The organism is Aquimarina sp. MAR_2010_214, assembly GCF_002846555.1.
In the GTDB taxonomy this organism is placed as follows: domain Bacteria; phylum Bacteroidota; class Bacteroidia; order Flavobacteriales; family Flavobacteriaceae; genus Aquimarina.
Genome location: NZ_PJMS01000001.1, coordinates 1,252,895 through 1,278,073, shown reverse-complemented (window position 1 = coordinate 1,278,073; position 25,179 = coordinate 1,252,895). Strand labels below are relative to the sequence as shown.

14 protein-coding genes are annotated in these 25,179 nt (G+C 34.7%); all 14 read right to left on the bottom strand.

Going from position 1 to position 25,179, the window contains the following annotated elements:
* Positions 1–79: 79 nt before the first annotated feature.
* The 14 genes from ATE84_RS05605 to ATE84_RS05540 all read right to left on the bottom strand — a co-directional run bounded on the left by ATE84_RS05605 (position 80) and on the right by ATE84_RS05540 (position 25,177).
* A complete protein-coding gene (locus ATE84_RS05605) occupies positions 80–2,377 on the bottom strand; it encodes a GEVED domain-containing protein (RefSeq protein ID WP_101446567.1) in 2,298 nt (765 codons plus the stop codon).
* 208 nt (positions 2,378–2,585) lie between these two features.
* A complete protein-coding gene (gene pbpC, locus ATE84_RS05600) occupies positions 2,586–4,937 on the bottom strand; it encodes a penicillin-binding protein 1C (protein ID WP_101446565.1) in 2,352 nt (783 codons plus the stop codon).
* A 44-nt stretch (positions 4,938–4,981) separates the two neighbouring features.
* Positions 4,982–5,893 carry a bifunctional UDP-sugar hydrolase/5'-nucleotidase gene (locus ATE84_RS05595; protein WP_101446563.1) on the bottom strand — a complete coding sequence of 304 codons (912 nt, stop codon included), beginning with the start codon at positions 5,891–5,893 and terminating at the stop codon, positions 4,982–4,984.
* Positions 5,883–6,653 carry a 5'-nucleotidase C-terminal domain-containing protein gene (locus ATE84_RS05590; protein ID WP_101446561.1) on the bottom strand — a complete coding sequence of 257 codons (771 nt, stop codon included), beginning with the start codon at positions 6,651–6,653 and terminating at the stop codon, positions 5,883–5,885. The genes ATE84_RS05595 and ATE84_RS05590 overlap by 11 nt, the downstream gene beginning before the upstream one ends.
* A gap of 127 nt (positions 6,654–6,780) precedes the next feature.
* Positions 6,781–7,293: a hypothetical protein gene (locus tag ATE84_RS05585; RefSeq protein WP_101446559.1), complete on the bottom strand. Its 513-nt coding sequence runs from the start codon at positions 7,291–7,293 to the stop codon at positions 6,781–6,783.
* Between the two features lie 57 nt (positions 7,294–7,350).
* Positions 7,351–12,876 carry an alpha-2-macroglobulin gene (locus tag ATE84_RS05580; protein WP_101446557.1) on the bottom strand — a complete coding sequence of 1,842 codons (5,526 nt, stop codon included), beginning with the start codon at positions 12,874–12,876 and terminating at the stop codon, positions 7,351–7,353.
* A gap of 151 nt (positions 12,877–13,027) precedes the next feature.
* Positions 13,028–13,954: a hypothetical protein gene (locus ATE84_RS05575; RefSeq protein ID WP_143273579.1), complete on the bottom strand. Its 927-nt coding sequence runs from the start codon at positions 13,952–13,954 to the stop codon at positions 13,028–13,030.
* Positions 13,955–14,115: 161 nt separating this feature from the next.
* Positions 14,116–15,186: an isoaspartyl peptidase/L-asparaginase family protein gene (locus tag ATE84_RS05570; protein ID WP_101446553.1), complete on the bottom strand. Its 1,071-nt coding sequence runs from the start codon at positions 15,184–15,186 to the stop codon at positions 14,116–14,118.
* 2 nt (positions 15,187–15,188) lie between these two features.
* The gene (locus ATE84_RS05565) at positions 15,189–16,172 is read right to left on the bottom strand and encodes a toll/interleukin-1 receptor domain-containing protein (RefSeq protein WP_101446551.1); all 984 of its coding nucleotides are present in this window, start codon (positions 16,170–16,172) and stop codon (positions 15,189–15,191) included.
* Between the two features lie 272 nt (positions 16,173–16,444).
* A complete protein-coding gene (locus ATE84_RS05560; protein ID WP_101446549.1) occupies positions 16,445–17,788 on the bottom strand; it encodes an ATP-binding protein in 1,344 nt (447 codons plus the stop codon).
* Between the two features lie 120 nt (positions 17,789–17,908).
* Positions 17,909–18,727 carry a peptidoglycan-binding protein gene (locus ATE84_RS05555; RefSeq protein ID WP_101446547.1) on the bottom strand — a complete coding sequence of 273 codons (819 nt, stop codon included), beginning with the start codon at positions 18,725–18,727 and terminating at the stop codon, positions 17,909–17,911.
* 144 nt (positions 18,728–18,871) lie between these two features.
* On the bottom strand, positions 18,872–19,570 hold the full coding sequence (locus tag ATE84_RS05550) for a hypothetical protein (protein WP_101446546.1): 699 nt from the start codon (positions 19,568–19,570) through the stop codon (positions 18,872–18,874).
* 4 nt (positions 19,571–19,574) lie between these two features.
* On the bottom strand, positions 19,575–23,783 hold the full coding sequence (locus tag ATE84_RS05545; protein ID WP_101446544.1) for a DUF4157 domain-containing protein: 4,209 nt from the start codon (positions 23,781–23,783) through the stop codon (positions 19,575–19,577).
* The gene (locus tag ATE84_RS05540; RefSeq protein WP_101446542.1) at positions 23,783–25,177 is read right to left on the bottom strand and encodes an OmpA family protein; all 1,395 of its coding nucleotides are present in this window, start codon (positions 25,175–25,177) and stop codon (positions 23,783–23,785) included. Before ATE84_RS05540 ends, ATE84_RS05545 begins: the two co-directional genes overlap by 1 nt.
* Between the last annotated feature and the right edge of the window lie 2 nt (positions 25,178–25,179).

Below are 25,179 nucleotides of genomic sequence, written 5' to 3'. Positions count from 1 at the left end.
AAGAGCAAAACTCCTGATTAAACTCAGGAACCCTGCTCTCTTTCTAATATTTTACGCACTAGCTAGCTAGATTTTAATTTTATTGCTTCACAAAGCGTTTAGTATACTGATTATTTCCATCGGTAAACTTCAGAAAATAAATTCCTTTTTTCAGGCCTCCAACATCTATAGTTGACTTATTTTCACCTGATATTGAGATAATTGTTTTTCCTAAAATATCTATTACCGAATATGAAATTTCTTTTGATTGAGTACTGAACGATATATTAAGTATATCTTTAGCTGGATTAGGATAAATTGCTACATTGTTATTTTTCTTAGTAGCTAATCTTGATCCGCCAATCACAACAGTATAATCTTCTACTTCTCCATAATTAAATGATCCACAAGGAGAAGGTTCAGTATTATATCTCATAGCAACTCGCATTCTGGTAGTTCCATTGGTAGCAGATGAGGGTACCGTAAAACTTCCACTTACTGAAGCGTTTTGATTAGCTGATTGTGTAAAGACTTGTTCTCCAGAATCTGTAAAATCACCATCTTGATTATAATCTATCCACACCCGGTATCCTTCACTGTACTTTCTATCGGTCCAGGTAGGTGTCACCGTAACTGTATTAGAACTTCCTTTGGATAGGTTTGTAGATTCTGATGTAAAATCACTATATCCACCACTTCCTGCAGTAGAAGTTTTATCAATAGATCCTAGTTGAACTCGGCTGATATATTCTTCTGATGAATTATTTCCATTAGCAGAACAATAGGTAACTCCACCACCGCCTGTAGTGGTCACATTAACGGTATTACTAAATCCTGAGGTATTACCTGCCGCGTCTTTAGCCTTTACTCTAAATTGATATGCTGTATTAGCTGTCAATCCTGCAATATTAGCCGATGCACCTGTTACCGATGTAGCGATTGAATTACCTTGGTACACATCATAACCAGTTACACCTACGTTATCGGTAGAAGCAGTCCATGAAAGTGATACCGAAGTTGCTGCAACATTAGAAGCACTTAATCCCGCAGGAGTAGAAGGTGCCTGTGTATCTCCACCACCGTTACCGGGATTATAACCATCTACTGTTTTGGTAGTACATCCCGGAGCCAACCACTGGCAAATATTTGGGTACGTTACCGACAAACGGCCATACCAATCCGAGCTATTATTTCCACAAGCAGCACCGCCACCATGTAACTGACCAACTATTCTTTTATTTTGATCAAAAAGAGCAGATCCAGAAGATCCACCTTCAGTTGTTCCATCATCCCAGTCCAGAACTCTCCAGTGAGTAGTTCCTGATCCTGATCCTCCACTGTATCCTGTGATCGTAGGCGCATCATTATCAAATGATATCTTTTTCACATCACCAGCAGGGTGATGAATACCTGTTGTTTTGGTAGGAATACTTCCTGTGGCATCCCACCCTGAGTAATACACATCGTAACTAGATGGCGGTGTAGAAGAAAGCTTTAACAATGCATAATCAGAACTTGAACCACTATCCATCATCTGTGAACCAGATATAGATTGGCTTGTTGATCCATCAGAGTTATTAGTACATCCCGGAGACTCATAATTAAATACAAAAACCCAGTTGGTTACTGTCTGATTAGATGTACAGTGATTTGCTGTTAAAAAATATGGAGTTCCATTATTTGCAGTATTATTTATTAAAGATCCTGAACACCATCTGGTTCCGTTTCCTAAAATTACTAATGCTACTGATCTAATTTGATCTCTCCATGGATCTCCTTCTGCACAAATTACATTATTATTACAAGATCCAGAACTACCAAAGGCTTTTGCCATACTCATAATACCTTTATAATCATGAGCAATTGTAGAAATATTTAAATCTGGTTGTTGTTTTACCTGAGCAGGTTGAAAATATTCAACTATGATTTTATCTCCTTTTACGGGAGCTAAACCTAATCGTTTTGAACTTTTATTATTTGCAGACGTAAAAGCCCCACGAACATCTGATTTGTCTTTGTTATAAACAAATAATTTAGCTCCTTCTGGAAGATCAAATTCAGAAAAAGTTAAGTTCAGTGATTTTGCCCCTTTAGATTCAATCTCAATAAGCCAATATCGATCTCCTTTTGAATTGGTATACCACTTTCCTGAATTTTTTGGATTAAGATTCGTTTTATGAGGATATGCAAAACGCATTGGTACGTCTTTGCTTGATTCCTGTTCGTCTTCTTTTAGCAGTTTTGCTATATCCAGTTTAGGTAATGTTACGCTGGGAATTTGACTTGATTTTGAAACATTTTCATTCGAGAACAAAGGTTCTCCTCCTTGGCCTATTTGGGAATAGGCGGTAATGCTTGAACATAATGCTATGACAAGCAATAAAATTGCATTTTTCATTGGTTTTAAGAGTTAAGTTGAGTTATACGTTAATTATTAACGCTAGCTAGTTTGTAAAATATTGATTCTAAGATAACAAGACACTTGTTCAAAGTTTAACAAATTTGGCGTTTTAACACAAAATTGAAATATTTTTTGTTTTCTTTAACAATCTTATTTTAAGGCATTTACGGAAAAAAAATAAAACAATTACGGGATTAAATTAAATTCATTCTTTGATTTCGATTTTCCGCTTTAATTCATTTCCTTTTTCGTCTAAAACAGTAATAATATGTATTCCTGGTTTTGGAGCCACTGCCATTTCATGAAACTGCTTTGTTGTTCCAACAAATTGATGGTCTATATACCAAAACACTTGAGTTTCAGGACTTGTATGTGCTATCTTAAGAATTACTTCATTGGTTTTACCATCAAATCCTTTTGGTAAGTACACACTGCTATTGGGTTTTGGGAAAATAAAATCCATTTGGTCCTGAGATTCTTTTACACAATCTGGTCGGTAGGGTGGTAAAGAACGGTAGTCTGCATTATTGGTCTTAAAAAAATATTCTTGTAATGGAGGTAATACAAACCAAGATTCATGAATGATATTAGCAACCGGTTCACAAGAAGAGTTTACTCTGTATCGTCTTGTAGTATCCAAGTGCACTAGTTGATGATACGAACAAGGTTTGGTCCTGGTTCCTGAGGCAGGGACATACATTTGTTTTGTAGGGCAATTGCTGCTTGCCAGAAAACCACTCTTAGTACAAACCTGTACAGCAGCCAAATCATCATACGGAGGAGGAAACCATTTAGATTTTGGCAATAGATTAAATACATCAAACAAAACAGGAGCTGCTGAGTTTAATCCCGTAAGCTCTGGTCGCCCTTCTCCATCGGCATTACCAATCCATATTCCTACCACATACTTTTGGCTGGCACCGATTGCCCAAGCATCTCTGTTACCATAACTAGTACCAGTTTTCCAGGCGATCTCTCTAGAAGAATCATAAAATTCCCAAGCTTCATCACCTGCTGGCCGATTAACTTTTTTCATTGCTTCAAAAGTTAACCAAATGCTTCCAGCACCATACACTGGTTTTTGCTGTGTTCTTTTACCAAAATCTACTTCTCTATCGGCCAAAATAATCGGTTCTGTAAATTCTCGATAAAAATATTCACTAGATGTACTTTGATAGTGGTTTAATGTGCTTGCAAAGCCAGCATATGTTTTACTAAGATCCCAGAGATTACCTTCTGCACCGCCAACAATTAGAGATAACCCATAATGATCGGCTCCGTATTTCAAATCTTTAATTTGAAATGCATTCATTTCATCCCGAAATCGCTGCAATCCATATTGCTGTAATAATCGAACAGCAGGTATATTTAAGGAACGTGCCAATGCTCTATTAGCCGGTGCTGCTCCACTATAACCTTCGTCAAAATTCTTTGGATTATATCCTGATATTACCGTAGGAATATCAGAAACCAATTGTTCTGGTAGCAATTCGCCTTTATCCATCATGGCTGCATACAATAGTGGTTTTAATGTGCTTCCTGTACTACGCCCGGCCTGGATAATATCTACATCTTTTTGATGTGCTCTATCGGTTGGAGAATTTCCTACATAGCTTAGCACTTCTCTGGTATCAACATCTAAAACCAAAACTGCCATATTATGTACTTCATTTTGTTTTAGTACTTCATAATGCTTTCTAACTACTTGATTAACCTGTTTTTGTAGTATCGGATCAATGGTAATTTGTACTCTTTTGCCATCATGTTCTTTTGCTAACCTTTCTAACAAATGCGGAGCTATTTGTGGCAAAAAGTAAGGCTTTTGAGGTAGTCCTTCGCTTATTGATAGTTCATAGGTCAATGAATCAATTGTCTGTTCTTCTAAAAGTATATGAAGTAATCGATTTCTTTTTTTTAATAATCGAGTTTGGTTTTTTCCTGGGTAGATTAAGGAAGGGGCATTAGGTAATACTGCAAGTGTTGCAGTCTCTGCCCAGGATAATTGATGTGCTGGTAACCCAAAATAACGCCAGGACGCCATATCGAGCCCTACTACGTTACCCCCAAAAGGAGCATGAGAGGCGTATAGTTTCAAAATCCTTTCTTTAGAAGACCCAAACTCCAATCGTGTGGCCAGTACCAATTCTTTTAGTTTTTCAAAATAGGTACGCTTTTTACCCTTTCGTGCCAAGCGAATAACCTGCTGAGTAATTGTACTTCCTCCTCTAACCACTTTACCTGCCTTAATGTTTTCACTTATTGCCTCGCCCATTGCCACGGGATTGAATCCTAAATGTCTATAAAATTGCTGATCTTCAAATGCGATGATACACCGTTCAAATTTTTCAGGTACGCTATCAGTCTCAGGAAAACGCCATTGCCCATCGGTTGCTATTTTAGCGCCTAATAATTCTCCGCCTCTGGTCTCAATTACTGTAGCGGTTGGATCATTAAATAATGGTCTTGGTAATAAAAAATAATATACAATCAATACTACTCCAAGAATTATGAAGCGTTTTGGACGAGTTTTTATGTAGTTTTTTATGTTTTTAAACAATGTGTCCGATGGATAATAAATCTAAAATTATTCGAAAAAGTATTTTAAACCTTTATTGATCTTCCTCCTGCTGTTTTACTCCCGTTGGAATCAAAATAAAAATCAATTTGCCCCATATACACTCCGCTTTTACCACATTGGTTGATGAGCACTTTCTCTCCCACTAAATTATCTACAATTACTGGTTTCGGTAATAATGTATGTGTATGACCACCTATAATCAGGTCGATATCTTTTGTATTTTTAGCTAGGTGAAGATCAGAAACTTTATCATTTTTATAATCATACCCAATATGAGAAAGACAAATAACAAGATCGCATTGTTGCTCTTCTTTTAATATTCTGGTGATATCTTGAGTAACTTCAATAGGGTCGAGATATTGGGTTTCTTTATATAAACTTTTATTCACTAAACCTTCAAGTTCAACCCCTAATCCAAAGATTCCGATTTTAATCCCTTCTCTAATTAGTATTTTATACGGTTTTACTAAACCATCAAGCACCGTATTTTTAAAACCATAATTAGCTGATACAAAATCAAAAGTTGCATTAGGCAATTGACTTAATAATCCATCTATTCCATTATCAAAATCATGATTTCCAATGGTAGCAAGATCATAGTTTAGTTTCGACATCAGTTTAAATTCAATTTCACCACCATAATAATTAAAATATGGAGTACCCTGAAAGATATCCCCTGCGTCTAATAAAATAGTATTTGGATTTTCTTTTCGTACTTTTTCTATAATCGATGCCCTTCTGGCAAATCCTCCTAATCCCGGGTATTTGTAATGATTGTCAGGTAGGGGGTCAATCTGACTATGTACATCATTGGTATGTAGCACTGTTACCTTTTTTGATACCGGCTTAACACAGGATACTAAACTTACTCCTCCTAAACTAGTTAAAGCTGTTGCCGATACTATTTGCTGTATAAACCTTCTCCTATTCTGCATATCTCATTCTTTTATCCAGTTGCACTTTTAATGTATCTATCGATTTAAAATAATCGATTAGTGCATTTCTGAGTTTATAATCTGTTTTATATAGCCGTATAGGGTCTTTAAAGAAATTCATCCTGTCTCCTCCTTGTTGTAAATAATCTGTAGTGAGTACAAAATAGCTTTTATCTTCTCGCAATGGCTTATCATTAACAATTAATTCTTGTACTTCTTTTGATTGTTTTACAATACTAAGTCGTAAATTAGAAACGGGGTGTGCTCGTTGTTTTTCGGCCAAATAAGAAGCTAATTCTTGTACTTTTTCATAAGATAATTCTGCCACTACCAATTCATTTTCAAAAGGCATCACTTCAAAGGCTGTTCTTGCAGTTACCGGCCCTTTTAGTATTGGTGCCCGCATACCTCCATGATTTAATAATACAAAATCAATTTCTTTATTATACCTCTTTTTAAAAATAGGTTCTACCTGTTGTAAGGAAATATCTGCCGTAAGGTTACCTAACTTGCTTTCTAATTTGCCATCATCTTTAGTAAAATCTACTGCTGCAATACATAAGGTAGCATCCAAAGTTTTATTTAAATGATCTCGGAAAGGTGCAATAAATGAATCTATAGCTTTATCTGTAACTATTGTAGAATCAATTTTTTGTTGAACTGCCGAAATCTTATTTACAGAAACCGATTGTTGCCTGCAGGAACAAATGCTTATCAAGCAAAAAAGACCCAGTAAGAGATTATAAAACCTAGTATTCATATTTTCGACTTTTCAACAATGGTAGTAAAAAAAACAATATGTTCGTTTATGGTTAAGTTAAAATAACTGCTTTGTTATGCAGATGTTTTACTATTGGAAAAGGGGCGTAAGAATGATATAATAATTTTTATTTACTTAAGGCAATTTCTACTTTATCTAATGAAATTTTATTTATGTTTTTGGAATATGCTCCATAAACCATCTTTTTTTCGAGATCAACATCCAAAAAACCCGTCTCACATGCAAAGAAATCATAATCATTTCTTTTCCCGTTTTCAGAATCTTTCATGATTTTATTTGGAGCAATCAAATAATGATTCCCTATTTTAAAATTATCGGTATATGGTCGACATAACATGCCATCATCACCCCAAATCTGAATGATTTTACGAGTATCTTCACCTTTATATTTTCTAATAATTTCTACTTTCATTGCTAAAGGCATTTTCTTTAATTTCCCATCATCTTCAAACTCTAAAAATTCAGAATACTCAATAACTTTTACCAGAGCAACAAATCCTCCTGTCGAAACTGTAGAAAATGAACAGTCTCCCTCGCAGTAGCAATCACAGGCAATAGATTGAGAAGAATACAATCCTAATACAAAAAAAGCTACATATCTAAGCAGGTGTTTTTTCATAATATTTGTACTATTTTGATATACATATAAAAATGTTCTGTTTTCAAATTTTGCAATCTACTTTACTACCTCCACCCATTTTCCTTTACTCCTCACTAAATAATCATGATCATACATGGCTTCACATTGAATACCTGGCAGATAGTATTTACCTAAATAGGATGCATTTAATAAAATAGTCATTGTTTTACTTTCATTTGGTTTTAGGTCAAAATAGAAATTCACTCTATCATCACGGATATCAGTATGTGTCACAGCATTGGCTTTAAACGATCCAAAATCTGTAAATCGAGTATTGACCACTTCCCACCCTGATGGGAAAATTTCAGTCAATGCAACATCTTTTACTTTAGAACCTGTAGCATTAGTAATGGTTACTTCTGCTACAAAATCTGTTCCCTGAGTTAATAGAGCTGGATTAATTATATTACCATCCTTAGTCTTATAATCAATAATTGCCTTAAACTTGCTTTGAATTACTTTTTCTTTGCCAACAGGTAGAATTCCGCTTGTTGCAATTTGTACAAAAATGGTGTTATCCTTATTGTTTTTAAGAACCAGTTTATTATCTTTTAGAATAGATCTATCACCAGAAGTTGCCAATGTTTTATCTGTATTAGCATTTGTTGATTTTCCGTTAAGAATATAGTTTACATTTACACCTTTCCCTCCTACATAAGTTGCATATTTTGCCATTGCCATTAGTGCATAGGATGTAGTTTGGGTACTCATCCAGTTTTTGGAAGATAATTCTTTAGCTAGATCTACCGCCACTTTCTGTGCATTCATTTTTTGATCTAGAGCTACAAGAGTTTCTAGTGCCATTGCCCGATTACGATTACTAGATCCATAGGTGTAATGATTATTATTTCTGGGCTGAAAATCAATATTTGCCGAATTAAGTAATTGGTTTGCTGCTTTGGTTTGAGTAATTAACCCATAAGCTGCGGCTAATCTCAATTTAGCATCATTAGATAGTCTTGATGTTTCTCTTAGCCTGTTCATTGATGACAAATCAGGGCTACCAGCAAGTGCTAGCGTATATAATCGATAGGCTTGTGCCAGATCATTATTACCACTTCTCCATCGTTTAGCCTGCTGTTGCTGATAATTAATCCAGTTACTTTTAAAACCTATGGGTAATACATATCCTTGTTTGTTTGCTTCGAGCAAGAAATGACCAGCATAGGTAGTTCCCCAATCATTTGGATTACTGTATCCAGGCCAATATGACATCCCTCCATTAGGTTGTATAAAACGTTTTAATCTATATATTGCAGCTTCTATGTTTTTCTGTATTTTTTGCTTTTTATCAGATGATAAATTGAAAACATCACCAAGATATAATTGTGGGAATGCTGCCGAAGTCGTTTGTTCAACACAACCGTGTGGATAGCGAATCAGGTAGCTCAATCTACTTTCAAAATTCATTGGCGGTAATGATGAAAACTCAATCGCTGCACTATTACTTCCATCAATTCCAAATGCTGCAAAGTCTATTTCTTGCTCACTATTGGGTTCCAGAACAATCGAAGTAACTTCTGTTGTCATTGGATTTGGGTTCACTATATTAATTGGAACTTTGTATGATGCTTTTTCTCCACCACCACTAGCCACTACTTCAATATCTGTAATAGAAGCTCCTTCTAATACTTCAATATCAAAATAGGCCATTTTCTCATCAGGTTGAGGAAACGATAGTTTTTTCTGGGCCTCACCAATGACTGTAAATCCTTTATTAGGCTTTAAAGTAACCGTTACATTTTTCACTTTATTTTCCATCGCAAAAACGGTAACCGGTATAGTTACTTTTTCTCCAGGAGTAATTTTACGAGGAATTGAAGTCAGTACCATTAAGGGTTTACGCACTGGTGTTGTCTTATCTGCGCTACCATAAGCTGCCTTTTCTGCATCTGAAGCCACTATCATGGTACGTACAGATCCAACATATTTTGGAATCTTAATTTTGTGCGCACGAGTTTCTCCTTTTTTAAGTTCGAATGGTCCTTTAAAGACGACCATAGGTTTAAATCGGTTCGCTTTTTTGGATTTGCTACCACCTGCTTCAGCATCACCTCCAATACTAAATACCTGATTGATACTTCCACCATAAGCTCCAATTACATCATCATACACATCCCATGTTTTTACTCCAAGTGCCTCACGAGCATAGAAGCTATTCCAGGGATTTGGGGTTTTAAATCGTGTTAGATCCAACAAACCTTCATCTACTATAGCAATAGAATATGTCATGGGTTTACCATTATTTTCTCCAACTTTCAGTGTAATCGTTTCTTCTGGTCTCAATACATCTGGCATGGTTAACTTAGGCTGAACCTTGGTGTTAGGGTCTTCGACAGAAATTGGAACGATACCATACAAACGTATCGGTAAATCATTTGCGGTATCCGCATGCGGTTGTAATAATGTGATATTGATATATACATTGGGGGTGTATAACTCTTCGATTGGCAATTCGAATTTCGTTTCTCCTTTTTGTGGAGTTATCCATTGTGAAGATAACACCTCGGTACCATTTTCTACAGTTACTAATGCTCTTCCTCCTTCACTTGATGGAAAGGTTACAATAGCTTTCTCTCCAACATTATAGGTGTTTTTATCTGTTGAAAACAATAACATGGTTGCTGCCGAGGGGTCATTTTTTCTTGATTTCCCTGCCCAACCCGGCCAATCGATATACATTATTTTTCCGGTAGCATGCCCTCCATTTGGATCTACTACTCTTACCAGATATCTTCCCCATTCGGGGTATTTTAATTCAAAATTGAAATTTGCTTTACCATTACTCTTAGTCGTTACTTTGGTCTTAAATACTTCATTATTATATGATCCTCTATTATAAGAAGACAAGTTATCTTCAGATGTATCCCACCACCATCTCCAATCGACTTTATAGATAAAAACTTCAAGATTTTTAACTGATTTAGGATTTCCTTTATCATCTACAGAAACAACTTCAAAATTATGTTTTGTGTCTGTTAACAGCATCCCTCGTGCTTTGTCTCCTTTAGGAACATTTACTCCAACGTACGTACTATATGGTGAATAGTTTTTACTAATGACATCGGTACTAAAATCTCCTCCATTTTCATATACTTTGGTAATAAAAGAAGCTTTTAGCATTCCTGCAGCCTTGTTCTCAAGTTTTGGTTTAAGGTTAAAACTTGCTTTTCCTTCACCAGAAATTCGCCCTTGAAATACTTCTTGTTCTTCGGTTCCGAACCTACGTGTTGGGTCATCAAAAACATACCCCGGAAAGGTTTTAAAACTGGTTTTACCTGGGTTGAATCGAACATTGATATCTGCTTTCAGGTTTTTAGCTATCGCTCCGTGTAACCATAACACTTCGAGATTACCTTGTATATTCTTATTAGCCCCCAGAACTTCATCATCAAAGGTTGTTTTGATTTTAAGACGGTTGGGTTTTATGGTTTCTATTTTAAGTGTTTTACTAAAACTAGCTCCTCCAACATTAACTTTGGCTTGCCAGTTACCAGTAGGTGCTTCATCAGAAGTATTCACAACAAATTTGTAGAAATTGTTAGTGCTATTGGTCTTTGTTTCCTGATAGGTCACTTTACCGTATGGATCACGTAGTTCGAACTTTACCGGGTGTCCTTTTGGTAATTTATTTGCATTATCATTAAGCATAAAAGATAAAAACAGGGTGTCTCCAGGGCGCCAAACACCACGTTCTCCATAAATATATCCTTTGATTCCTTTTTGCAATCTCACTCCAGAAACATCAAATTTGCTTACTGATAATGCGTTTCCATCATTCAATTTCACGTAAGTTTGCTGTTTTCCGGATTGGGCAATGGCAAAATATGCCGGACGATCTGCATCAAAACCAGTTATTCCTTCTGCATCTGTAGTCCCCTCACCCATTTCTTGTTGCTGGTAGTTATAAAAAGTTATTTTCGCATTTGCAACAGGACTAGTTGTAATGATATCATTAACCGTAACCATGTATGCATTATTAAGTCCTTTTTTAACTACTACTCCCAGATTAGAGGCTAATACATTTGCACTGATTTTTTTATCTCTAAAGTAAGAAGTGCTACATGGGTTTTCTCTTTCTTGCCAATTGTAGTCGTAGTACTCATCATAATAGTATTGAGAGCTATCCCAAAAACTCGATTCCTCTTCTTCGTCATAATTATCTGTCAATTCTGTGATTGGAGTATCATTGGCTGCTGCTCCATCACATTTATACAGTGAATAGGTTTTTCGATAATTTAATTCTACTCTATAGATTGCCCCAGGTTCTGGTGTAATTAGCTTTTTTAAATCAATTGCAAAAGCATTCCATTTACTAAGGTTTAAAGATGGGTTTTCTTGTAGATTAATAAGCTTTTTAGCAATTGGTCTTGCTACACTTCTTAAATTATTAGAGCCATCTAGGTTATTGTTTTGCAAAAATTGAAGTACATTATTTTCAAACACCTTAACTACCTGTACCTCGACAGCGCGAAGGTTGATAGCTTCAAAATTAAATTTCAGATTATCCGAGGTTGGTAAAATCACTCCGCTTTGCAACAGACGAATCTCTGGATTTGGTTGTTGAAAAGACACATTCTCTGTATACGTGTTCTTTAATTTATAGTTATCAGTGCTTTTTATTCCTTCAAATACGGTAACTCCTAAGGTTCCTTTAAGTTCTTGTTTTGGATATACTTTAAGTACATTACCGTTTACTGTGTATTTTAATTTTTTGGCTCCAGAAATAGTGACCAGGCCATTAAAATTTTGATTTTTCTTAAGTGGGTCAGAAAAATTAATTTCAACATATTGACTATCTACATTAGCTACTGAAACACTGATTACCGAGAAATTATTCTTTCCGGGTATAGACAATATATCTTCGCCTTCGGTATCAATATTAAAAGACTTACCAGACCATTTAACTTCAACTTCAGAATCCTCTTCAAAACGCTGAATACTATCTATTCTAAAACTAAATTGACGGCTTTTATCAATTGATTCGCTAAATTTTACAGTGACTTTTTTCCCTTTCTGTGTTGCAGAAATAAGTTGTTTAGCAACATCAAATTTCATCTGATCACTTGATGTTATTGTTCCATCTATATATTGCCAATCTTTACTATACGACTGAAGGTTATCTGTAATAACAGAAAATTGTTGTTTTAATGTTTTTACTGTAAAGACAAATTCTTCATCAAGATCATCTTTAAAATCTTTAACCAGTTCCTCTAAGTCCAATGTAAAAGTATATGCAGTATCTTCGTCAAACCCTTCTTCTGGACGAAAAGAAATAGTTCGGTTGTTTACGGCAATTATTTTACCTTTCACTTTTGGTGAAACAGTAAGTATATCTTTTGGCAGCTCTTGATTATCACTCCAACCTTCTACTGGTGTTTGTAAAACCACATATACATTATCTAATACCGAAATAACTCCTGAAGATACATCTGAGATATATTCCTGATATTTGTTTAATTCTGAAGCATTAGCCTCAGCTATAGATTGGTCATCCTTTTTCTTACAAGAAAATACTAGTGTTACAAAAAATAACAAATAGAAGATTCGTGATAATTTCATATTAGTCGATGTTTAGCGGATTAAAGGTAGTATATTTTTGATTGTATTCCACATTATCTTAACCTACTTAAGGTTATAAATTTCAATTCTATTATTTAATCCTTTTTTATTTTATTTTTTTTGGATTCCCATACTACATTTCTTCATTCATTTATCGACAATTAACTTGAAATATAGGTTTATCTTCTATTTTAAAGTCAATATTCTTAGAAAGGTCATTTGTACAAGCTTGATACTCATAAATAATAGATAAGTTATCATAGGTATCTTCTTTAAATTCGTCTCCCTCAGTATAGTAATCCGGATGTATATATGCTTCTTTTTCTTTATTAAAAACGTAAGAATCATTGATATTACCTTCAAATTTGTTATAAGAAGGATTACAAAAAATCTTATCTTCAGAAGTATTCTTATTGGCTATTGCTCTAATAAATTCAATATCTTCTCCTTCTGCCGGCAAAGGATGTTTTTCTGAATACTCATTTTCGTCTAAATACAATTTGTTTTCTTTTAACTTAGCATAAAAAGGGTATGCTTCATTTTCTGAAGGAAAAAAATAGGCAATAAAGTCATTAAAATTTTTTGTGTCGAAGTCAATGATAGTCGCTTTCATTTCTTCATTTGAAGTCATAAAAGAAATTATATCTGTATGCTTTTTAAAAATTTCTACATAAGGATAATTAAAACAGTTAGCATCTTCATTAAACACTTGTTTCATTATATGTACATCATCTTTAGTTTTTTTTAATCCCACAAAATTCTGTGATTCTTCAAAACCCATAAAAGAGATTTTTAAGCTGTCCTTTATGTTTTTATTGTGTCTTCCATAAAGTTCAAACTGATTTGTCTTGACATTTGGAGTAAACAAAAATGTATGATCTCTTTCTTTTTTCCATTGACCGACTTGCACACCGCCAAAGTAGGTAATCACAAACTTGCCGTTTTCTAAAACGAATAAATGACTTCCTCCTTCTGGTGAATGAGATCCCAGCGAGTATAAGCCAACTATATCTTCTTTATTTTGAGCCATCCCTTTATGAATTACACAGATGATTATTAAAACTAATATTCTTTTCACTTATCTATTGTTTACAATATTGTAATTATTTGATAAAGGTAAAGCGATTTTTAATGTCGTTATCCCCTGAAAACAGGGAATTTTCAACCCTCGGATATCTTCAAAATAAAAAACCCTCCTTATTTAGGAGGGTAAATTTTTAAAATTTAAAATCAGGAGTATTATTTTTCATATATTCCTATAGTAAGTTCTCCGCTAGCATTCATTGTTGCACGATACATTCCTGCGGTATTAAATTCCATGGTTACATTGCCTTTATTATCGATCGCTACAATTCCTCCTGTACCTCCAAGATCGGTCAGTTTTTTCTGTATCACCTCTTTGGCAGCTTCTTTAAGAGAAAGTCCCTTATATTCCATTAATGCTGAAATATCATGCGCTACCATCGCTCGTATAAAATATTCTCCCCATCCTGTACTTGATACTGCGCAAGTTGCATTATTAGCATATGTCCCAGCTCCAATAATGGGTGAATCTCCTATACGATTCCATTTTTTATTGGTCATTCCACCTGTAGAAGTTCCTGCTGCCAAATTTCCATTTTTATCTAATGCTGCACAGCCCACCGTTCCGAACTTAGCATCTTTTATAAACGGATCATAAAAAGCGGTTGTTTTATTTGCTTCTTTGTTTTTCAATTTTTCTTTTACTCTCTCCAGTGATTTCATCCGGTCTTCTGTAAAAAAATATGCGGGGTCAACAATTTCAAGGCTTCTTTCTTTAGCAAACAATTCGGCTCCACTACCTGATAATAGTACATGAGGAGAGTTAAGCATTACTTCTTTAGCCAGGTTAATTGGGTTTTTAACCGTTTTAACTCCTGCTACTGCTCCAGCATTCAGATTGCTTCCATCCATAATAGAGGCATCCAATTCATTTGTACCTTCACTAGTAAATACAGCTCCTTTTCCGGCATTGAATAACGGGGAATTTTCAAGTACATTTATTGTTTTTTCAACAGCCTCAAGGCTTGTCCCTCCATTTTTAAGAATGGTATGTCCTACTTTTATTGCTTCTTCAAGTTTAGCTTTATAAGCTGCTTCTTTTTCTGGAGTCATGTTCTTTTTCAAGATAGTTCCTGCTCCACCATGAATTACAATTCCAAAACTATCTTCTGGTTTTTTAGTGTCTTCCTTAACAGTTTCAACAATTGGTTTTTCTACTGTTTCTTTTGGCTGTTCTTTACACGCCAAAAACAAAATAAAACTAAAAAAGATGATTACTCTTTTCATAATTAAGGTAATTTGTGTTTACAAAAATCGATTAAGGCGATTCTTCCTTGAAAGAATCTAAGCGTTAAATGTATACTATTTCCTCCATTATCTTCCAAAGTTATTGATTTATTTAACTCAATATCAAAAGGTTGATGCTGTCCCCCCTCAATAGCTATGTTATCAGCATATAATGATATTTTGCTGTTTGATTTCAATACAGGTTTTATCCTTCCCATAATCCCTCGTATTTCACCAGATTTATTAAGGATTACAGAACCCGATCCTTTTGATTTTTCAATAGTTACTTCTATGTCTTCCTTTGGGTTAATATCTTTAAATAATACTGCCGGATATCCAGGGTGTGCAATAAGCACCGTATATAATTTACGTGTTCGAATAATAAAATGTGCCAGACCTTTTTCATCAGAAAATCCTTCAAGGTATGTGGAATTATTAGCGACAAGTACCACTTTGGCATTTTTAATTGATTCCTTATTTTCATTTCCTACTTTAATAGTAAAAATGAAAGGTTTAGGATTGACCAGAGTAGAAATCTTTGACCATTTGCTTTTTAAAAAGGTTTGATCCTTTTTTAATTTTTTTTCGATCAGGCCTGCAAATTCATCTGGACTTCTATCTTTCAGGTTGATATACCCTACTGTTTTCAATACTCCAGGAATCACTGTATCATCAAATCTAGCTGGTAAAATATATTCTCTACTTTCCTGAAATGCTCTTGCCTGCATAGAGGCTCTCTCATGGTTTGTCCATAATTTTTGATTGTAAAATCCAGAGATAAATAGCACCGTATACCTTGCTCTGTTTTGATATATCTCGGATAAATACTCGTATAAGTTTTTACCCCATAAGTTTGTCTCTTCAAACAGGTCGTAGAACACTTTAATTCCTCTTATCCTGAGGCTATTTGCAACCTCCTCTACATATGCCCTATTCTCTCCAGCAAAAGAAAGCGCAACATCATATTCATAATTCTTGTTTTTCATCACTGACTTCTTTTTTTAACCTAAAACTGACCAATTCTTACTAAAAACCGCTATTACAAAATTACTTTGTTTATTTGGAATATTTCCATTTTTGATAGGAAATATTCCAACAAAAGTTTTACTTTTAAACCGTAAAAAAAGGTATGTTTAAAACCATGAAGTCAATGATAATAAAGGATAGAAGAAATTTTAGCTATGACTGCATCGCATTTAGAAACATGATAGCTATACACTCTGAAGAGATAGATATTACTATCAATATAGAATACTCATTAGATGGTGATCATTTTACCTTCTTTTAGGTATTCTTTTTTAATTCCTTCTAATAACGTTTCTAACTGAATAGATGTATCTTTTTCTGCCAATGTTTTAAGGCAGGTATATTGCACAACATTAATGATATTTGCGCCAGTGAGCGCATATTTTTTTGAAATTTCTTCTAAAGAAATATTTTTGTGTATTGGTATTTTATTTGGTAGATTTTTTTTCCAAAGTAATAACCGTTCTTTATAAGATGGATTCTCGAATTCAATAATAGATTGAAACCTACGGGTAAAGGCTGTGTCTATATTGTTTTTGAAATTTGAAGCCAAAATTACTAATCCCGAATGTGCCTCAATCCGTTGCAGTAAATATGACACTTCTTGATTAGCATACTTATCATGAGCATCTCTAACATTAGTACGTTTCCCAAAAATCGCATCTGCTTCATCAAAAAACATAATCCACGACTTATTTTTTGCTTTGTCAAATAATTTAGATAGGTTTTTTTCTGTTTCACCAATATATTTCGATACGATCATAGACAAATCGATACGATAGACATCTTTTCCTGTATACTTACCTAATAATGAAGCTGTAAGAGTTTTTCCTGTTCCCGGTGGACCAGAAAACAAAATACGATATCCAGGTTTAATTCTAGATTTCATGTTCCAATCATTTAGTACCACATCGTTATAGTTTAACCAAGTTTCTATCTCTTTTACCTGATGCAATGTCTTGCTTTGTAACACTAGATCATTCCAGTCTAGTTGTGTTTCGATTCTTTCTGCAGGAAAATCTTTGCTCATTGTAGGTTTTAGTACTTTTCCGGTAGTAAACAATTCAATATACTCTTCATCCATCATCAAACGCCCACTCATTCTTGGGTCTCCAGACGGTACATCACCTAAGTATAGAATGCCCTCTTTGATAAACAGATGATCTTCATAGAACATTTCTGTAAATTGGATTCTTTTTTGGATATCACTTCCTCCTATTATAAACTGTATCGTTTCTCCCGTTGGTATAATTCCTCTATGATTTTTGCCTTTTACTCCTCCGAATTCTGGTAATTCTCCTCCATTTGGCAAAAAATCTGATATGATTGTTGTAAAAAAATTAGGAGATATATGAGGAACAATTGCTACCAATAATGTAATTATTTCTTCTAATGTCAATTGTTGTTTTCTAACAAATATCGAAAACAAGGAATCATCAGATACGATATCATCAAATTTTGGAAAAACTACCGATTCATTGGTATATTCAGTTTTTAAACGATATTCTATTACCTCTCTTAAAAAAGATAGCTTACTATTAAAATGTATTGTGTTCTGGACTAAAACTTGTTTCATCTGTTTATACTATTGTTTTAGAAGTCATACTTAAACGTGCCCTATAGTGATATGGAATTCACTAATACTCATTTAGGTTTGCATCAACCTAATTATTATAGTTCATTTCATGTTGGTTTTTTACACCAATGGCTCTATTGAAAATATGTCTATTTTGGATTTTCTAAAGTTTCTCATTCTTTTCATTACTGCTACTCCGTTTCTGGAACCTTGATGATTTGTATTCCCTTCTATTGCCTCTATTACATCTCCTTGCACGGAAGTTATTATACCTGTATGCGTCCAGTCTAAAAGTGATTTTTGAATTAGAAATACATCCCCTGGTTTTATGATAGAAGAATTTCTTCTTATGGTACGAAATCTTGATAATAATCCTTTTTCCAGGCCTGTATTACCAACCGTATCACAACTGTAAGTTAGTGGCATTAGAGTTTTAAAATTTTTACCTAGAGTACTTGCTGCCTGATCAAGAATAGCCTGTGCAAATCCCATACACCAAAACCATGGAGATCCATCATGACCATCCATATAACTACGTACCCAAGGACCACTATTAGATTGCCCTTGTATTTCGAGCTCAAAAGGATGTTGTTTTAGATGATTTTCTGCAACTTCTATAACCAAACCTCTAAGACCATTACTAATTAAAGGTTTTTCAAAAGCCTCTTTCAGGTTAATTGAGAGTTTATTAAATAGCTCTTGATCAACAACACCTGTTTTTACAAGACCTTTTGACTCCTGAAAATTCTTCACTGCCTTTTCTGTAGCTGGGCCAAAATCTCCATCTATACCTGTCGCGGTACCACTACTTGGGTTTCTGATAGAAAATAATGTCAACCAGGATTGAATTTTCATGACATCTTTTTTGTTATTATCAGTTCCTCTTCGTTTTTGAATCGCTTTAATAGCAAGTTCTTTTTGGTATGCTGTTTTTTTCATCCCTAATCTCTTTAAAACTTAAATTTACTCTTATTTTACTGGTTTTTCATGAGGTAAAAGACTCATCTTTTTAGGGGTTTTTTCCTACGTTTAATCATATCATCAAACTAAGTAGTTGATGTTAATCAATCGTTTAATACGATATTATTTAAGTCCTTTTACTTCATTTAATTTATCGATATGGTATGTAAAATCTTGTTTTGGAAATAATTCAGGAAGCGCTTTTACTGCTAATTCCATATCTTCCAGAGCAATTGATTTATGTAGTATTTCTTGATTCCAATCTATATAAAAATATTGCCACCCTTTTACAGCACAAGATACAATCATAGCTTCCAAATAATCTTCAAAAGACAAATTAAGCAACGTATACCAGTTCCTATCAAAAAAGGCTATTTTTGGTGGAAACTTGTTCACACCTCTTACGAAGCAGCCATATCTCCAATCATCACCCCACGCTTGTTTCTCGAACCAGTTTAGTTTTTCAAAGTGTTTAAGGTTATCTGGGACTGCAGCATCTGAGGGTAGAGAAAAGTCTATTTTCCAAAAAGTAGAAGGGTTTGAAAGAGCTTCAAAGATTCCATTAATATGAAACCCTCCGTATAAAAAGTAATTTTGGCTCTTACTTTTCCATTTAATACTCAGGCTTGAAAAATTCATGACACTATAATACTTTGGTTCCATAGTGATTTTTCCTATATTGGCTAAATCTTCAATAATCCATTGAATACTGGAGTTTGATAATTCAAGAAAATCTTTCCACTCTGCTTCATTAATTTCCACATTAGGATTTTCTTTTATATTTTCTCGAAATTTTTTAATTTTTTCAATTATTACTTCCATTTTACTAACTTATTTGAAGGTTTGAATTAGTACTCATATTGGAGTTTATTAAGGTTACATTAGTTCGAATAGAGTTCCATTTTCTAGACCCTTGGGAGAACCCTTTTGAGGTGTATAATAATTCAATTTTACTAATTAAATCAGCAACACTTGCGAATCGTCCATATGTAGCTTTAGCTTCTAAGATGTCTAATGCAAAATTTGAAGATACTTTAAATTGCGCTACAATAGTTGGTCTACCAATTTCGTTTATGTTAAAACTTACTCCAGCTGCGGTTAGTGGTGGAGCTGACTGAGTGAATGGATATGGAACAAGGGGACCTCTAACATCTCCATTATATTCAGCTATTTTGACTGTAATTGTTTTAGCAAAGTTTTCGACAGTACCAGATTTAGGGTGATTTTCCCAAGTTGTTTCATAATACAACTTTTTACCAGGATTAGAACTAGTCGCTGTAGTTGCTGTTTTTGCAAAATTTTCAGGACCAGTTTCCATTAGACCATTAATTGATTTAGAGATTATTGATAAATTCTGCGCGGAACCTGTTCCACCTAATTCTTCACTAAGCATATGACCTCTAACCCATGAATCATGAACTACGTTTAAAGTTTGTGCATGTGCCCATCCTGGTAATACGCCTGGACGACTTCCTGAACTTCTATCACTAGTAAGCGGATCAGCCACAACTTTTCCAGGTGTATATCTAATTACTGTAGGTTCAACAGTTTTCTTAGGAATTTTTTCAACAGCTCTTTGTACATAATTATAATTCCAGGTATCTCCACCATCGGTGACTGAAGAAATATTAATTACTGATGCATGATCTGTATTTACTTTATTTTTTATCCCTTGAGCTTCTTCTTCAGTTACTTCTCCTTCATCTTTTTCTCTTTCTCCTTCTGAATTTATTTCTGCAATAGCTGCACTAATTGGTCCCGTCGGGGTTTCCGCATCCTCTTCTTCTTCTCCACCTAATCCGAGCATATTCAAAAATGCAGTACCTGCAGCCATGGCTTTATCAATTAACCAATCAATACCTTCATTGATTTTTTCACGGGCCAGTTCTATCATCTCTGATATTTTCTCTCCTAAATTTCCTAATCCTACTTGTTTTGCCAGAAAACTTATCGCCACAGGAATACCATCGGCGAGTGCTGTTTCCAGATAATTTGCTGCTGTTGTTATAGATCCACGTGCTAATTCTGCAATCCCGGCAACAAAAGTGTTTAAGATTTCGAGCATTTCTCGTAACTTCTCAATGAATGATTGGATTGCATTAAAAAATGCAATAGCACTATTCACCACAGCCATAATACCAGTTGGATCTAACATGGATAACAGTTTTGTGGTTACCCTTGTAACAATTGTGGTCATAATCCAACCTTTTACCCCATCAACAATGATACTCCACAGATTGCTTATCTTTTCCTGTATATACTCCCAGATGGCAATTGGTCCACGTTCTATAACATCTTTTATAAATGTCCAGATGCCGGTCAACATATCCAACCCTGCACGTATTTTATCTACTTTATCTTGTCCAATTTTTAAAGCTAAACGTTCCAGAATATTATCTACCGTAATTCCTAATACATCCATAGACATACTTAAAATCGACTGAAACGTTATATCTGCAGGAGGTTGAATCCCTGCATTGTCTAATTCTCCAAAAAGCCACCTCTGTAAACCACTCAATAAATGATTTATGAAATTATTGAAAAATTGCACAAAACCTTGTTTAATTGCCCGGATCAGATTGAGAAGAAATTCTACCGGATCTCGCTTAATATCATTAAAGGCTTGTAATGTATTTGCTATAATAGATTGAATTAGATCTGTTGGAAAATTCATCATCGCCAGAATCAGCTCGATAATAATTTTCACTACTTCTACTACAAAAGAGAAAAGGCGACTTATAGGTTCTCCAAACTGTGCCGCAATTCTTTGGAAGGTTTCGATAGGACTAATCAGGTCATCTATAGAGAGTGAATCCCAAATATCTGTAAATAACTGTACTATAAAAGCTACTGAAATCCCTAATCTAGCAATTAACGCATCAATACGTTGAGCTGCACTCGTTACAACACCTGTTTGTTGTAGTTCCTGGAATTTGGCTTCACCTCCCGGAACAAGTCCCATAAATCCTCGAATAATATTTTCTGTGGAACGAGCAACAGCTTCTCCGGTAAACGGATTTATTCTGATAATAACAGTAAGCAAATGGAATCCTGGGATATCATCTGCAAAACTACTTAACCATGCTAATAACGCATTCTTAATAATCTCAAGTACTTTGAGCGCCACTTCGGCTGCAAAATCCAAAAAGTCTTGTAATAACTCCGTGAAATCTGTTAACAATTCACTGAAAACAGTCGGTATATCCCGAAGGTTCTCCAATGAGAAAGCATCCCAAGCTCTGGTAAATAAGGCATTGAAACGACCTAATAAAGAGAAAAAAGTAATCAATTGGGTATCAATCCAATCTGCAGTTTCTTGCAGTGTTCCTTTATTTTTCATTTCTTCGACTTCGGTTTCTTTACCTATAAGCACTAGAAAATCTTCTAATATTTCTACTGTTGGAGCATTGACCTCATCTTCCAAAGGAAACTTACTCCCAATCACTTTAGTAGCTAATACATAGGTTGGACTATTTTCTTCGAGGAACCCTACAAGTGGTGATACTACAGCATCTTTTATAAACTCTAGTATTTGGTCTTTTAAGGAATCTGCAAAAGAGATGACATCGTTATATAAACCAGTAAAGGTTCTTTCCAGAACTCCTACGTTAAAATCAAACGGGTCGAATCTTACAAAATCCATATCTTCCCATGCTTCATTAATCAATCGCTCAATTCTATCTGTCGTGAGGTTTAGTCTGGTTAACTCCTCATTAATCCAATCGAATGCCGTCTGTAAAACATCATATTCTCTAAGTTTATCCACCAATAGAACTCCCCAAACCGGTATGAGTTCCAGTAAACCTTCTACCACATTGATTGGTGTTCTTCGTACTGTTTCTCCCAGAATTGGATTGTATTCTATCAATACTGTAAATAAAGTGTACCCAGGTATAAAACGAGCATATTCATTAAGTTTGCCCGCAATAATATCTGGTAATAATTGTACGGTATTGGATGTTTGTGAAATTTCAGGTTTACGCTGTACCGTAGCACCTTGTTGTACGGTATGTGTTAATTCGTGTGCTAAAAGATGTTGCCCCGAAGATGAAGAAGTGTCAAATTTACCTTCATTAAAATAGATATCATTTCCATGGGTAAATGCTTGAGCTCCTAAATCTTTACTCATTTGTACTGCACTAGAATCTGTATGTACCCTCACATTACTAAAATCGGTTCCGAAACCGGATTCCATTTGACTTTTAGCCCCATCTGGTAAAGGAGAACCTCCACCTTTGGAACTATTTAAACGAGATTCTACTGACGAATTTCCAGATTCATCTGAACCAGCAGCGGTATTGACTTTGGTTTGAATCGGTTGCTGTTCTTCTTCTTCCTCTTTTTCCTGAATTTCTTCTTCTTGTTTTTGAAGCTCGGGAGTGACGGCATGATTATCTATTTTTGGTTGGATATGATCTTCTTTTACCTCTTTTTTCTGAACATCAGCTTCTGGTTTCTGTTGAACTTCTTCCTGATCATCTTTTTTCTGAATTTCCTCTTCTTGCTTTTGAAGTTCAGGAATAACAATATGACTATCTGATTTTGATTGAACCTGATCCTCTTTTATTTCCGCCTTCTGTTGAATTTCTTCCTGCGCATCTTTTTTCTGTAGTTCTTCCTCTGATTTCTGTTGGATTTCCTCCTCAGCTTCTTTTTTCTGGACTTCTTCTTCCGTCTTCTGTTGGATTTCTTCTTGTTCTTCTTTTTCCTGTAAAGGTTCTGCTTGCTTACTGACCAATGGAGTTATACTCTCTACCAGTGACTTTTGTTGGATTTCGTTATCTGGCTCTACTAATGTTTGTACCTCGTCTTCTTTCTGTTTCTGAACCAATGGGGCAGGATTAAAAAATGTATCAGCTGTAGTGTTTCCTTTAGCTACCACAGTATCTGCCACCCGATCTGCTTCTACTTCATATTTATCATTAGGTTTACCAATATTTAATTTGGGTTGTATAAAAGAGGAGTCAGCTTTCCCTTTATTAAAAAGAGAAGAGCTATTAGATTTGTTATATGTTTTAGTCGCTGTTTTAAACATTATTCAACATTCCAATTGTCATTTCCAGTTAGTCTTATGATTGCCGCTAGAAATGGTAAATAGTGACCACGTTTTACTTCCATACCATGCGACATAATACTTTCATTATTCCCCACTCTTAGTTCTTCTGCTGCTTCATTACCAATTAACTGTTCTACAAGATTAGCATGATCAGGTTCATCACCTTCAAAACGATGTTTTGATCTATTTTCTTCAATATATTCATCATCTAACCCAAACATATGACCAGCTTCATGTGCAGCTGTATTTTGATTTGTAGTTTCTAGTTCATTTGTTAAAGGTGAGTCAATTTTCACATCTACTCTCCGATATTTTGATTCTGCCTGTGTATTGACTTCACCATCTGCACTGACGGATTCTATAGCTGTTAATTCGGGGAATTGACTATCAATATGACCTTTTACAGAATCAATTCTTTTTTGAGATAGTCGTTTGTTATATGCTCTATTCCCACCTGAACTTGCTCTTCCAGTATATTCCATAAATAGCATGTTATCTATATCTTCTGCAGCTCTTATATTTTGAGGAATACTATTTAAAAAAGAAGTGACCTCATCTAAATCCTGTTGTACATCACTATTAATTGTTGAACTATCAAAACCAAAATCACCAACTTGTTTAAAAAAATCGGCTCTAGTTACTTGATTACTTTTACTATTATCTGCGTCGTTATTATCTAATTCTACTTGAGTGCCTTCAACATTGGATCTAAAATATCTATTCCTTCTGGCTACTGTTGTTGTAAATTGAGCATCTGCAGGGCTATCTACAGTAACAATATTAATTTGTACATTCGAGAAGTGCTGATCCATATTTGGATCATTTAATACCAGCCGATGTTTATTGCTCCAAGCATTTTCAATAGAGTTTTCAAAATTTTGAGTAAAGGTGAGTTGTTCTTCGGGGGTAAAACGTCCATTAAATGTAAAATGAACTTTCAATTCTACATTCAATATACCATTTAAGGGTAGAGGATCATTAGGGAAATAAGTAACGCCAAAACGCCCAAAAGTTTGCGAAATTGATGGAAAAAGAAATGTTCTACTGTCTGGAGGTAGAGGTTCACTAGGTTCTTGTTTTTGGATTAATGGAGTTATACTTTCAGATATAGATTTTTCCTGTATTTCATTTTCCTTTTCTTCACTTTTTTGAACACCAGGAGTGAGAGGTGAACCAAAAAGTGATTTATTTCGATCATTTCTTTTAGTGACAATAGTATCTGCCACTCGATCTGCTTCTATTTCATATGTATCATTTGACTTTCCTATATTAAGTTTGGGTTGTATAAAACCATTTCCTTTTTTCTCATTTTCAAGAAGAGAAGGATTACTTGATTTAGCACTTGCGGTATTTGTCGAAGCAGATTTAAACATTC